The following is a 13,657-nucleotide window of genomic DNA, read 5'->3' on the forward strand; positions in this document are numbered from 1 at the left end:
TAGTTAAAAACTAACTGTCGCTATTGAATATATCGCGGGTAAAGACTTTATCAAGAACGTCTTCTAACTCTTCATCCATCCGGTTACAGACGATGACATCAGCATCCGCTTTGAATGCATCCAAGTCTTTGTAAACGATGGAGTTGAAGAACAGATCCTCTTCAAGGACCGGTTCGTAGACAACGACCACTATGCCTTTTGCCTTCAGGCGCTTCATCACCCCCTGAATGGCCGATGCGCGGAAGTTATCAGAGCCAGATTTCATTACCAAACGATACAAACCAACTGTTTTTGGATTGCGCTTAAGAATAGAGTCCGCAATAAAATCTTTACGGGTGGTGTTGGACTGAACAATCGCACCGATTAAGTTACTGGGTACGTCATTGTAGTTAGCCAGTAGCTGCTTGGTATCTTTTGGCAGGCAGTAACCACCGTAACCAAAGCTTGGGTTGTTGTAGTGAGTGCCGATACGCGGGTCTAACCCTACCCCTTCTATGATCTGTCGCGTATCCAAGCCGTGTGAAAGCGCGTAGGTGTCCAACTCATTGAAATAGGCCACGCGCATTGCAAGGTAGGTATTGGCAAAGAGTTTGATCGCCTCAGCTTCGGTACTACCGGTAAATAGCGTGTCGATATCCTCTTTTAGAGCCCCCTCAACGAGCATTGCAGCAAACTTCTCTGCACGCTCAGAGCGCTCACCTACCACGATACGTGATGGGTATAGGTTGTCGTACAGAGCCTTACCTTCACGTAAGAACTCTGGCGAAAAGATAATATTGGGTGAATTGAACTCTTCACGCAGATTTCGAGTGTATCCGACAGGAATGGTCGATTTAATGACGATCGTCGCTTCCGGGTTAATGCGAATAACATTTGAAATCACCGCTTCAACTGAGCGAGTGTTGAAGAAATTAGTCACCGGATCGTAATCGGTGGGTGTCGCGACAATGACGTATTCAGCACCCGTATACGCTGTTTCAGGATCCGTTGTTGCAACCAGATTTAATGCTTTTTCGGCTAAATAGTGTTCAAGTTCAGTATCTTCAATAGGCGCTTTGCGGTCATTGACCAGTGCTACCCTATTCTCATCAAGATCTATGGCTGTCACTTCATTATGTTGAGCCAAAAGAACGGCGTTGGACATGCCCACATAACCAAGGCCTGCAACCGCTATCTTTGTCATATAAAAATCCTAATCGTTAAGTCTGTCTCTCTGCTAACAGCTAGTTAGAGTCACACACTCAAATTACAAATGCGTTAAGAACGGCCGTAGAGATCTTCAAAACGGACAATATCATCTTCACCTAGGTAAGAGCCTGATTGTACTTCAATCAACTCCAGTGGGATCTTGCCTGGGTTCTCTAACCAGTGAACACAGCCAACCGGGAGATAGACCGACTCATTCTCGGTTAGCATGATCTCTTCGTCATTGCGCCCGACACGAGCCGTACCCGACACAACAATCCAGTGTTCAGCACGGTGGTGGTGCATCTGAACCGAGAGTTTATTACCCGGCTTCACGGTAATGCGCTTAACTTGGTAGCGTTCGCCGTTATCAATGGAGTCGTATTTACCCCATGGACGATAGACTTCACGGTGCAGCTCATACTCACTGCGACCCTCTGCTTTTAAGCGCTCAACGATCTTTTTAACGTCTTGCACCTGATCCTTGCCTGCCACCAACACTGCGTCTTTGGTTTCAACCACAACAATATCTTTAACACCGACAGTCGCAACCAGTTTACTGGTCGATTTGATCAAGGAGTCTTGGGTGTTGTGGGTCATGACATCACCACTGACGGCATTGCCGTCGCCATCCTTAGGGGTAACTTCCCAAAGCGATGACCAGGCACCCACATCATTCCAACCGGCATCCATTGGCACGACTACAACATTGTCAGCTTTCTCCATCACCGCATAGTCGATCGACTCATCCGGACAGGCTTTAAACGCCTCTTCATTAATGCGCACGAAATCTAGATCCGGAGTAAGAGTTTCTAATGAAGCGGTGCAAGCATCTAGGATATCTGGACGGTGTTTACCCAACTCTTCGATGTAACGTGACGCTTTGAATAGGAACATACCGCTGTTCCAGTAGTAGTCACCCGAATCTACATAAGCTTGCGCACGTTCAAGATCTGGTTTCTCAACGAATTCCGCTACCTGATAGCCTTCTGCTTCAGCAGCGCCACGACGAATGTAACCATAGCCGGTTTCAGGACCCGTGGCGACAATACCAAAAGTCACTAAAGCACCCGCTTCAGCAAGGGGTTTAGCTCTGTTTACTTGCTGCTGGAAAACCTCGACATTCTCAATGACATGATCCGCCGCTAACACCAGTAGCAAAGGGTTATCTTCGGTAGTCAGTGCCTGCAGTGCAGCCAATGCAATGGCCGGTGCCGTATTGCGACCGACTGGCTCCAATAGAATATCGGCCTGGGCATCCATCGCACGCATCTGTTCTGCAACGATGAAGCGGTGCTCCTCATTACAGATCACCAACGGCTTTCCATCGCTGATACCGTCCACACGTGAAGCCGTTGTCTGCAGCATGGTTTGTTGGCCTGCCAAGGCTAGAAACTGTTTCGGATAGAGGGAGCGAGACAGTGGCCATAAACGTGAACCGGAGCCACCGGCCATAATTACAGTTTTCATTTAATCCATTCCTTTTATGATCTATCCAAAACACTAAGCAATGATTGTGCCAAAATTAAGTCTCCATTGCGCGCTTTAGTGCCAAATAAGTCCCATTCGTCCAACCGAAACCATCTTGAACGGCATATTCACCGCCACCGGCGATCTCACCGGGTGTGACTACATTGTACTTCTCCAACATTTTGCCCGTTTGGCTAAAGACTAGCTCTAGGGTGCTCAGCCAGCGTTTAGCGCCCTCTTCTGCCAACTCATCAAACTGGTAATGTTTTAAACCTTGGAAACAGATCCACTGCAAAGGGGCCCAGCCATTCGGCGAGTCCCACTGTTCTCCCGACTCAACATTGGTCGTTACCCAACCGCCCGGTTTTAAAAACTCTTCATTTAACTTAGCAACGACGCAAGCGGCTCTCTGTGGTGATGCAATACCTGCAAATAGCGGGAAACTCATCGCCAGTGACTGATGGTCTCTCAGTTTAAACCCATCTAGGTCCAAATCGACATAACAACCAAGGTCGTCATTAAAGAAGTAGTATTCAATCGCATCGGTACGCTGATTAGCCAACTGCTCATAGTGGCTGGACAGTTCTGGTAAACCTTTGATCGACGCTGCTTTTGCAATGACTCTCTCTACCATGACCAATAGCGAGTTAAGATCCACAGGAATAATGTTTGACGTTGAGATGGAACCGAGATCCTCACCATTGAACCATCGAGATGAGAAGTCCCAACCCGATTCAGCCCCCGCTCTTAGATCTCGATAAAGGGTCTCTTCATCTCTATCAGAAGCCTTAGCAAGCGACTCATCCTCTCTGAAGCTCTCCTGACGCGGTGTGGCGGCGTCATCCCAGTAGCGGTTCAATGGCCCTTTTTCGGTCATAACAACACGACGATTGGATTCACCAACAGAGAGGTTTGCAGCGCCATCCATCCAGAAGAGAAGATGCTCACGCATCATATGGGGTAGAAATTCAGCCAATACCGATTCATCGGTTTGATTCGCTAGCAGATCGACCATCAAAGCAAAAAACGGTGGCTGACTTCGTGTGGCAAAGTAGCTTCGGTTGCCGTTGGGTATAAAACCGAGTGTCTCGATAAGATGTGCAAAGTTCTCCACCATATGGCGAACAGTTTCCACGTCACCTGACTCTACTAAACCCAGCTGGGTGAAGTAGCTATCCCAGTAGTAGATCTCATTAAATCGCCCACCCGGCACGATGTAGGGATTAGGCAGTGGGATACAACTACTGCCCTCTACATGCTGATCTGACGGGCGCTTCAACACAGACCAGAGCTGTTCGATGTGCTCATGAGGATTGATACTCCCCCGCTCTGATACCGAGGATTCAAGGGCTTCTCGCTTAAAGAAACGTGGAATAAAGTCAGCCAGCTCAAACCCAACTTCACTCTTACACTCTATGAATGCTTGGTTTATTTCATCAGATGAGGCCATAGGCACTAGATCAACAAAGGTTTTAGAGTCAGGAAATAGACCTGAACGTTGAATGGCAAGAAAGAGTTCCGGAAACATAGCGTCCGGTGGGGTTGGCAATGACACAGTATCCCTCCAATAATCACAAACGCCATTGTAAATAAAACTTCGAGAAAACCCATAACAGGTCTATGCTTAAGTTATCTAAACAGTGCTTAATTTGTTCGAGAGACCTTTATGAGCTACGAAAACCCGAAAGATCTTCAACTGAAACTGCGCAACCTAACCCTGGACGATCTGGATCAACTGGTCGAGTTGATGGATCGCGTCTACGATGATCTGGGTGGCAGTTGGCCAAAAGAGTCCCTTGCTCTTCTTCTAAAACAGTTTCCTGAAGGGCAAATTGTCATTGAAGATCGCGGCACCATTGTGGCTGGCGCGCTCTCTGTTCAATGTGCTTATAACCGCTTCACTCGAGCCCACACCTACGACGATTTGATCGGTCGACGTGAGACCTTCCAACACGATAAGAAAGGCGATGCACTCTACGGTTTGGACCTATTTGTGCACCCAGACTATCGTGAATATCGATTGGGCAGAAGATTATATGATGCTCGAAAAGAGATCTGTATCCAATTGAATTTACGATCAATTTTAGCGGGTGGGCGCATCATAAACTACTACAAGCACGCTGAAGAGATGACGCCTAAAGAGTACATCGAAGCGGTGCGCAAACGTGAGGCTTATGACCCCATTCTAAGTTTCCAGTTTGCTAACCACTTTGAAGTGAAACGTATTCTTCGAAACTACCTGCCAGAGGATGAGCGATCTAAAGGGTTCGCGACTCTGCTGGAGTGGATCAACATCGATTACGAACCAGAAGATGAGTCTCTGCAAGCCGAAAACTTCAGAAAACGATCCGTTCGCGTCAGCGCCATACAGTGGCAGATGCGCACCACAGAATCCTTTGAACACTGGTTAACCCAGGTTGAGTACTTTGTCGACTCTATGGCCGACTACACGGCCGACTTCATTATGTTCCCAGAGTTCTTTAACGCCCCGCTCATGGGGCTCGGCAATCAAGAGAATCAATATGAGGCGATCAGATTCCTAGCAGGCTATGCCGAGAGAACCATTGAAGCGATCTCTGGCTTTGCCGTCGCTTATAACATCAACATCATCTCGGGCAGCATCCCGGTACTGGAAGGTGACACTCTCTACAACAATACCTACTTATGCCGTCGTGATGGCAGCATAGAGGTGCAACCGAAGCTCCACATCACACCGCACGAGCGTCGTGACTGGGTCATTGAGGGTGGTGACACACTGCAGGCCTTTGATACTGATGCGGGTCGTATCGGTATTCTGATCTGTTACGACGTTGAATTTCCTGAGTTGGGTCGACTGTTGCGTGATGAGGGCATCGACATTCTTTTTGTCCCTTTCTGGACAGATACAAAGAACGGATTTCTTAGAGTACAGCGATGTGCACAGGCGCGCGCTATTGAGAATGAGATCTATGTTGTCATCGGAGGCAGTGTCGGCAACCTACCGCAGGTACACAATGTCGATATCCAATATGCTCAGTCGGCTGTCTATTCGCCGTCTGATTTCGCCTTCCCGCACGATGCGATCATCGCGGAGAGTACACCTAATACTGAGATGGCACTGATAGCCGATTTAAACTTGGATTCGTTGTACGACGTCAGGGAGAAAGGGTCAGTGACCAACGGAAAGGACCGTCGAACCGACCTCTACTCCTTGGTGTTACGTAAAAAAGCGACCGATGCGCTGAAAGAGAGTGAATAAACTTGTTGGAGCATCGCGGCCTTTTCAAGACCGCTCCAACATGCCAACCTTATTGTAGGAGCTAGCCCAAAGGGCGAAGCGACCTGTTGGAGCCTTATCGAAGATGAGGCGAACAGGTGTCAAGCTTAGCAAGAAACCTTGAAGGAGAGCATCGCGGCCTTTTCAAGACCGCTCCAACAGGAACAGCCATGTTTCGACGCAACCTGTTGGAGCCTTATCGTAGATGAGGCGAATTAACCTACTTAGCCGTCAACACACCTTCAGGCAACTGAACACCAGTCCAACCAGACTTCATAAAATTACGAATATTGCCGTGATCGGTTCCTTCGGGATTACCCAACACATCATCACGGTAATACGTACCAAAACAGGCCAGTGTCTCTGATTCAGAAAGATTATTCAGTTTAGCAAAGCTCAAAATCTTAGCCGAGCCCTGGTTTTGCTCTGCTGAGTTTTCTAGATCACCGTTTACAAAAGCAGAAGGTTTATGGTCAAACGATGCATCAATGACCGCCATCACCTCAGCGAACTCGACGCTCTCAGGTGACTGTTTAATCTGTTCCAATAATTCATTCATGTTCATTCTAATAACCCTTAACCTGTAACCTGTGATTTATAGTGTGACCAGAGCATCTCAAGCTGATCGACCACCTGAATTGATTGAGCCAACCAGTGCGTCAACTCCTGCTCGTTAAATGCGTTCAATAGAGGCAACTGCATCAACTCACTCGCGGTGAAGCCTAGATCTCGAATTAACACCGCGTAATCCAACCATGCGACTCCAACGCCTGCGTACTCCCAATCAATAATGGTGGCGTCGCCATTCTGCCAGCAAATATTACCCGGGTGAAGATCATGGTGAACTAACACCCTAGGCATTTCAGGAAGAGAGATCAGTTGTTGCTCAGTCTCATCAACTAGCTGTTGATGCCCTGAATCACGCAACTCGTCTCGATACTGCTGAAATAGCGCAGCATAATCTAACATTGGCAATTCAGTAAGGCTCTGCATCTCAGTAAGAGCCTTCAATAGAACCGTTTTTTGAGCCGATGAGAGCACGCCTGAGCACTCTCCTGCGTGACGCATAATCAACAGACCCTGCTGTGGCTCGTTGATCATTAACTTAGGGGACCATTGAAAATGAGCAATGGCATCTAGAATATTTCGTTCACGCAACGGGTCCACACCCGGTAGAGTCTCTTTGTTGGGTTCGGCCCTAACAACAAACCGTTCCCCTTTTTCCTCAAGTAGATACATCCTATGACGCGTAGCAGACGTATCAAGAGGTGCTATCTGACTGTTCAAAGGAATTTTGTCTGAAATTATTTGCGACAAACTTCCCGAAACCGCCCTAGATGCAATGACAGCCTCTAGCTCACTTAGTATCATTCAACGCCTAACTTAATAATGGATGTTTAAGTTTTTTAAATTACAGGAGTTTCTTGATGGATTCAGCAACCACACTCAAATTATCTGTTGCCGGTGCAATGTTAACTGCTTCTATGGCTGCAATAGCTTCCGATAAGCTGGAACTTAACGTGTACACCTACGACAGCTTCGTCTCTGAGTGGGGTCCAGGCCCGCAGCTTAAAACAGCCTTTGAAGCAGAGTGTGGTTGTACTCTAAATTTCGTTGCTGCAGAGGATGGAGTCAGCATTCTGAATCGCGCGCGTGTCGAGAAATCCAACACCCAAGCCGATGTACTGCTTGGCCTTGATAACGGTTTAATGACAGAGGCTACGAAACTGGGTCTGGTTCAGTCTCACAGCGTCGACACCTCAAAGATCACCAGCGATTTAAACTGGAGCAATAATCAGTTTGTACCCTTTGACTACGGCTATTTTGCATTCATTTATGACGCGCAAAAGATCAAAGCGCCAGCAACAAGCTTTGCTGAACTCTTAGCTTCCGACGCCTCAGTTATCTACCAAGACCCACGTACGTCAACGCCAGGCCAGGGGTTAATGACCTGGGTTAATAAAGCGTACGGCGAGGAAGCGGCTACCGCATGGGCTGATCTAGCTAAGCAGACCGTTACCGTCACCAAAGGTTGGTGGGAAGCTTACAGTCTGTTCCTAGAGGGCGGTTCTGACTACGTTTTGAGTTACACCACATCGCCTGCATACCACGTTGTTGCTGAAGGTAAAGATCAGTACAAGGCAGCAGAGTTTACAGAGGGACATATAGCACAGGTTGAAGTGGCTGCGATCAGCGCATACAGCGATCAAACTGAGTTAGCCAACCAGTTCCTTGAGTTTCTAATCTCAAATGAAGCGCAGCAGATCCTACCAGTGACCAACTGGATGCTACCGGTTATTGATAATGTAGAGCTACCAGAAGCGTTTGAGCAGTTGGTAACCCCACAGCAGATCAACCTTGGCAGTGACGAATTGGCCGAAAACCGTGCTCGCTGGATTCGTGAGTGGCGTACAGCTGTTTCACAATAAAGCGAACGCGTGAACCACTTCTGATGCTACTAGGCCGCACTTTCACCCCACTGATGAGTGCGGTTGCTTATCTTGGCACCCTCTCTCTGACGGTGCTCGCCTTTTGGGGGTTGATCGGATTCGAAGAGACCCGATTCACCCCCGAACTGTTACAAGACACATACCTACAAAACATTTTAAGTTTTACCCTCTACCAGGCCCTGTTAAGTGCCTTGGGCTCTCTTCTACTGGCAATACCCATCGCAAGAGCCCTGCATCGTTTGCGACCCGCTGGTAGAGATCAGTTTCTTCGACTCTCACTGTTGGCGTTCGTGATGCCATCACTCATATTGATTACCGGCATCGTTAACCTGCTAGGACCGCAATCGCCTTTTACAGATCTGTTAAAAGAGTGGAAACTCTTTGGCCTCAATGGAATCTTAATTGCCCATATCTATCTGAACTTTCCGCTAGCCGTTCGTATTCTCTATCAGGGCTACAGCTCTATCCCTTTAAGCCGAGAGCAATTAGCCGACCAGCTTAAATTAAGTTTTTGGCAACGCCTTCGACACATTGAGTGGCCTGCAATCAAGAGCCAGGTCGCAACACTGGCGGGCTTAATCTTTATTCTCTGCTTTAACAGTTTTGCGATCGTATTAACGCTCGGCGGTGGACCTAAAGCCACCACCTTAGAACTGGCCATCTACCAAGCCCTCAAATACGACTTCAACCTCAACGAGGCGCTAACCCTTGCCTGGTTACAGTTTGCGATAGCCGGTCTTATCTATCTTGCCCTGATCTATGCCAGTAGAGTGAACTGGCTCGGTTCCACTCGAGAGCAGCCTGCCTATCGATTAGAGCAAGGGGTAAAAGTGCCTATTCAATTGGCTTTCTACCTGCTGGGGTGGGCCTATCTATTAGGGCCGCTAATTGCACTGTTCATGACACTCAATCAAGAGGACCTAATTAACTACCCCTACGCTGCTATGTTGAAAGCGATGGGCGTTTCACTGCTCATCGCATTAAGCGCATCACTGTTGGCACTTCTCACCGCCATCGCACTGCTGACACCCATCAGAAAAGCAGCCCAACAAGTTAAGCCGATACAAGAGACGCTATTCAGTTGGTTAGCCAATCAGTCACTGGTCGCTCCAGCCATGGTGTTATCGACCGGTAGTTACATATGGCTGATCAGCCGTGGGCTACTCGAGACATACGCCACACTGATGCTAATACTGCTTAACGCCTTTGTTCTGCTACCCTTTTTGCTCAGCCAGTTACGCCCAAGATTCATTCAATTTGATTCGCAATATGCAAAACTAGTAGGCAATTTAAAACTCACACCGATGGAGAGAGTGCGCATTATCTACCCGTTTATTCGACGCTCACTACTAGCCGCTTTCTCTTTGGGACTTCTGTTGGCCTTAGGTGATGTCTCCATTTTTGCTATATTTGGCAGTTATGAATCACCGACCCTCCCCTGGCTGATCTACACCTTTGCTGGTACCTATCGCATGTCAGAGGCCGCTATCACATCGGTTATTCTGTTGGGACTTTGCTACCTGCTATTAATTCTACTGGAGCGCAGTGTTCACCATGAGCAATAACCTTGGCCTGCAGATCAACAATCTCTTAGTCAGCTACCCCGATTGGGAGTACTGTTACGACTTGAATGTCTCTGACCAATCCAGAGTCGCTCTCCTCGGCCAAAGCGGCATTGGTAAAACAACCCTGCTGTTGGCTATCGCCGGCTTTGCACCGATCAAGTCAGGTGAAATGCGTTTCAATGATCAGGTCATTACTGATCAGCCTCCAGAAGAGCGTCCTGTCGCGATGCTGTTTCAGGAGGATAATCTCTTTGAACACTTAACCATCCAGCAGAACTTGAGATTGGGATTGGATAAACGTCAAAACCCGGACAAACGCATCCAAGAGGCGATGCAAGAACTGGATCTGCTCGGCTATCTCAACAAGATGCCTAATCAGCTCTCTGGCGGGCAACGTCAGCGTATTGGCATCATCAGAACCCTACTGCGTCCTGAACCGATTATTGTCCTGGATGAGCCTCTAACAGGCTTAGACAGCGAAACTAAGCAGAAGGTTTTGGACTGGATCGATAGACAATTAACCGAACAACAGAAGATGTTGATTATGGTGACCCACCAGCGCAGCGAAGCTGAGCGATTGGGGTGTGAAATCAAGAGTGTGTGACTAGCACCAAATAATGTTGGAGCGGTCTTAACAAGGCCGCGATTACCTTCCTAGAGGTGTCTGGCTTTAGCCTGACACCTATTTCGCCTCATCTTCGATAAGGCTCCAACAGATCATTTCGAGCTGTTGGAGCGGTCTTGAAAAGGCCGCGATGCTCTTTAAGGCAACAACACCGTTGAACCGGTCGTTTGACGCGACTCCAAATCGATGTGAGCTTGTGCCGCATCAGCCAAGGGGTAACGCTGATTGACCTCAATCTTCACCTGCCCTGATTCAACGCGCGCGATCAGATCCTTGGCCATACTCTCCAACATAGGACGATCATGAACATAGGTCATCAGTGTCGGGCGGGTCACTTTAAGGGACCCTTTTGCTGCCAACATGCCAATCTCAAACGCAGGGACCGCACCGGTTGCGTTACCAAACGAAACCATCGTGCCACGCGGCGCTAGGCAGTCGAGTGACTGCATAAAGGTATCTTTACCAATAGAGTCGTAGACCGCTTGCACCCCTTTACCGTCCGTCAGCTCACGAGTACGAGCAACAAAATCCTCTTCGGTGTAGATGATCGTCTCATCACAGCCAAAGCTCTTAGCCAAATCCGCTTTAGCCTGATTGCCGACCGTACCTATAACACGCGCACCTAATGCCTTAAGCCACTGCACAGCAATCAAACCGACACCGCCTGCTGCAGCATGAAGCAGGATGGTATCACCCGCCTGCACCTTGTAGCTGTCATTCAGTAGGTACTGAACGGTTAGACCTTGCAGCATCATTGCAGCCCCCTGCTCGAAGCTGATGCTCTCTGGTAGTTGAATCAACGTATCCTGCGGCATTACGCGCTTTTGACTGTAGGCGCCAAGAGGTTGCCCCGCGTAAGCCACTCGATCACCGACGCTGACATAGGTCACACCTGAGCCGATTGCTTCAACCACACCACTGCCTTCCATGCCAATCTTGCCTGGCATCTCTTGCGGGTAGAGACCGGTACGGAAGTAGACATCAATGTAGTTAAGGCCTACCGCTTCATGACGAACCAACACATCAAACTCACCCAGTTCAGGAAGTTCGACATCAACCAACTTCATCTCTTCTGGACCGCCATTCTGCTCAATTCGAATCGCTTTAACTGTCTCGCTCATTATTAATCCTTTATTTTTGACACTGGTAAGTCAAAGAGGCCCAATCACTGACCCAATCCATACCCTTAGCTCTTGGTTCAGATCCGTAATCAATACGAACGGCATTGATTAAAAATGGACCCTCTTGTGCAGTAAATCTTACTTTACCATTCCGGTTAGTACGGTACTGTTCTGTCCCGCGTTTACCTTTAACAAACCGTCTTACAAGGGCGCCCTCAAGCGGTTTACCCTGCCATAAGAGTTGGAATGTGGGGGCGGTGGAACACTGGGTGAAGGATGCAACCGGGATCAGCTCCAAACGGTGACCCAAAGGTTCGGTTAGCCATTCAGCCTCTTCACTGCCTTCAACAGAAAAGAGTGTTTTAGCATGGCGATAGTAGGTCTCTGTTACCCCCTCTCTGGACCTACCCTGCTCCTGATACCAATCGAGCACCCACTCGAGGCCTTCGCCGTTGATATAGTCGACAAACTTCTTCTCACTATCAAAGGTTAGGTCATAGGCCTTAGACTCAAGCGCCACCCAGCGAAAACCCATTTCTGGCATTTTAGAGGTGTAAGCCGGCTTATCTCCGGTGATGGCATCAACGTTACGCAGACCAGCTCCATCCCGCTCAATGAACTGCGCTGTCTCATGTTCAAGGTAGGGATAGGCGTACCCTTTGAAGTTTTGCCCAATCCGGATATCCGCTTTTATCGTAGCTTTCGGACGTATCTGATACTGGCTAGGCTCTAACCATTGCTCATGAGCACTTGCGAACGATGAACTAATCGCTACTATCAGTGCTAATGGTTTAACTATTTTCACATCCAGCTCCGTTAAGGAAATTTAATGACTCTACGTGCTCGTCTCTATTTTGGCCTTCTTGGCACTCTACTATTATTAGTCAGCACGTTAAGCCGAGCCCATGAAATTACTCCAACCATCATTGAGATGGAAGTATTACCCGACAATAGTTTGGAAATGCGTGTTGATACCAACTTAGAGGCTCTGATGAGCGAAATCGGGACTAAACATGCGGATACTGATAACGCCCCCACCGCTGAGCAGTATAATCAATTAAGAGCACTGTCCACCGATGAGCTTTCAACTAAAGCAGATCCCTTCGTTGTTAAGCTGTTTAATCAGATCACACTCGCCTCAACTGATGGGCCCGTGACTAAATCACTTCTTAGCACTGATCTAGCCGTTATCGATCAACCCGATATTGATCTGGCCCGCCAATCTTTGGTCACCTACCGCTTTACGGTCGATTTAGCCTCGTCAGAGATCACCTTCAGCTGGCCAGAGGCCTATAGCGATGCCGTCGTCCGGTTAAGTGAACAGGGTGAAATCAAAGGGGCATCTTGGGTAGCCGCAGGCACTCAATCGGAAGCGATCAATTTAAGTCGTCTTGAGTTGAAGCGCCAAGGGCTTTTGGATTACGTAAAGCGGGGCTTTGAACACATATTACCCTTAGGCCTTGATCACATTCTGTTTGTGCTCGGCCTCTATCTATTGAGCCAACGTCTCAAGGATCTTCTATGGCAGGTCACCGCCTTCACAGCCGCGCATACATTGACTTTAGCACTGGCCATTTTAGGGCTTGTGAACATACCCCCATACATTGTGGAGCCTCTGATCGCCCTGTCGATTGTCTATGTCGCTATTGAAAACCTATTTAAAGATCGAGTCTCTAAATCCCGAATTGGGCTGGTCTTTGGCTTTGGATTGTTACACGGACTAGGATTTGCGGGTGTGCTACGGGAAATCGGCTTAGAGTCGGATAGCTTCGTAGAGAGCTTAATCGCCTTCAATATTGGCGTGGAGCTCGGGCAACTCGCAACACTTGTGATTGCGCATCTGCTGGTTGGATACTGGTTCTCGTCCAAAGCTTTTTGGAATCGCTGGGTACGCATACCGTTAAGTTTGGGGATTTCGCTACTTGGAGCGATTTGGTTTGTTGAGCGGGTGTTTTATTAAAACTGATCGCTTCGCCCTGTTGGAG

Annotated in this window: 12 protein-coding genes; 5 read left to right on the plus strand and 7 right to left on the minus strand. The window is 48.3% G+C overall.

Annotated features, from left to right (window positions below; translation table 11 throughout):
* Positions 1 to 10: 10 nt before the first annotated feature.
* The 3 genes from XMD579_RS05855 to XMD579_RS05865 all read right to left on the minus strand — a co-directional run bounded on the left by XMD579_RS05855 (position 11) and on the right by XMD579_RS05865 (position 4,210).
* Entirely contained in the window at positions 11 to 1,183 is a 1,173-nt protein-coding gene (locus XMD579_RS05855; RefSeq protein ID WP_173506049.1) for a nucleotide sugar dehydrogenase, read from the minus strand.
* 74 nt (positions 1,184 to 1,257) lie between these two features.
* Positions 1,258 to 2,655 carry a mannose-1-phosphate guanylyltransferase/mannose-6-phosphate isomerase gene (locus XMD579_RS05860; protein ID WP_173506050.1) on the minus strand — a complete coding sequence of 466 codons (1,398 nt, stop codon included), beginning with the start codon at positions 2,653 to 2,655 and terminating at the stop codon, positions 1,258 to 1,260.
* Positions 2,656 to 2,710: 55 nt separating this feature from the next.
* On the minus strand, positions 2,711 to 4,210 hold the full coding sequence (locus XMD579_RS05865; protein ID WP_173506051.1) for a trehalase family glycosidase: 1,500 nt from the start codon (positions 4,208 to 4,210) through the stop codon (positions 2,711 to 2,713).
* A gap of 111 nt (positions 4,211 to 4,321) precedes the next feature.
* On the opposite strand from XMD579_RS05865, the gene XMD579_RS05870 reads away from it, so the two are divergent.
* Positions 4,322 to 5,893 carry a bifunctional GNAT family N-acetyltransferase/carbon-nitrogen hydrolase family protein gene (locus tag XMD579_RS05870; RefSeq protein ID WP_173483982.1) on the plus strand — a complete coding sequence of 524 codons (1,572 nt, stop codon included), beginning with the start codon at positions 4,322 to 4,324 and terminating at the stop codon, positions 5,891 to 5,893.
* Positions 5,894 to 6,131: 238 nt separating this feature from the next.
* Here the strand turns inward: XMD579_RS05870 and XMD579_RS05875 are convergent, their stop codons facing one another.
* Together XMD579_RS05875 and XMD579_RS05880 are read right to left on the minus strand one after the other, a co-directional pair.
* Positions 6,132 to 6,470: a HopJ type III effector protein gene (locus XMD579_RS05875; RefSeq protein WP_371815189.1), complete on the minus strand. Its 339-nt coding sequence runs from the start codon at positions 6,468 to 6,470 to the stop codon at positions 6,132 to 6,134.
* Positions 6,471 to 6,487: 17 nt separating this feature from the next.
* Positions 6,488 to 7,150 carry a phosphotransferase family protein gene (locus XMD579_RS05880; protein ID WP_173506053.1) on the minus strand — a complete coding sequence of 221 codons (663 nt, stop codon included), beginning with the start codon at positions 7,148 to 7,150 and terminating at the stop codon, positions 6,488 to 6,490.
* Positions 7,151 to 7,338: 188 nt separating this feature from the next.
* Here XMD579_RS05880 and thiB point away from each other — a divergent pair, with 188 nt between their 5' ends.
* Genes thiB through XMD579_RS05895 form a run of 3 tightly spaced genes read left to right on the plus strand, consistent with a single transcriptional unit; the run spans position 7,339 to position 10,530 of the window.
* Positions 7,339 to 8,340, plus strand: a complete 1,002-nt coding sequence (gene thiB / locus XMD579_RS05885) for a thiamine ABC transporter substrate binding subunit (RefSeq protein ID WP_173506054.1) — start codon at positions 7,339 to 7,341, stop codon at positions 8,338 to 8,340.
* Positions 8,316 to 9,926, plus strand: a complete 1,611-nt coding sequence (locus XMD579_RS05890; protein ID WP_173506055.1) for an ABC transporter permease subunit — start codon at positions 8,316 to 8,318, stop codon at positions 9,924 to 9,926. Before thiB ends, XMD579_RS05890 begins: the two co-directional genes overlap by 25 nt.
* The gene (locus XMD579_RS05895) at positions 9,916 to 10,530 is read left to right on the plus strand and encodes an ATP-binding cassette domain-containing protein (RefSeq protein WP_173506056.1); all 615 of its coding nucleotides are present in this window, start codon (positions 9,916 to 9,918) and stop codon (positions 10,528 to 10,530) included. The genes XMD579_RS05890 and XMD579_RS05895 overlap by 11 nt, the downstream gene beginning before the upstream one ends.
* A gap of 158 nt (positions 10,531 to 10,688) precedes the next feature.
* On the opposite strand, the gene XMD579_RS05900 is transcribed toward XMD579_RS05895, so the two are convergent.
* Together XMD579_RS05900 and XMD579_RS05905 are read right to left on the minus strand one after the other, a co-directional pair.
* Entirely contained in the window at positions 10,689 to 11,672 is a 984-nt protein-coding gene (locus XMD579_RS05900; protein WP_173480987.1) for a quinone oxidoreductase, read from the minus strand.
* A 10-nt stretch (positions 11,673 to 11,682) separates the two neighbouring features.
* Entirely contained in the window at positions 11,683 to 12,477 is a 795-nt protein-coding gene (locus tag XMD579_RS05905) for a DUF4198 domain-containing protein (protein WP_173506057.1), read from the minus strand.
* Positions 12,478 to 12,501: 24 nt separating this feature from the next.
* On the opposite strand from XMD579_RS05905, the gene XMD579_RS05910 reads away from it, so the two are divergent.
* A complete protein-coding gene (locus XMD579_RS05910; RefSeq protein WP_173506058.1) occupies positions 12,502 to 13,632 on the plus strand; it encodes a HupE/UreJ family protein in 1,131 nt (376 codons plus the stop codon).
* The last annotated feature ends 25 nt before the right edge of the window (positions 13,633 to 13,657 follow it).

Origin of the sequence: Marinobacterium sp. xm-d-579 (assembly GCF_013282935.1) — a bacterium.
Lineage (GTDB): Bacteria > Pseudomonadota > Gammaproteobacteria > Pseudomonadales > Balneatricaceae > Marinobacterium_E.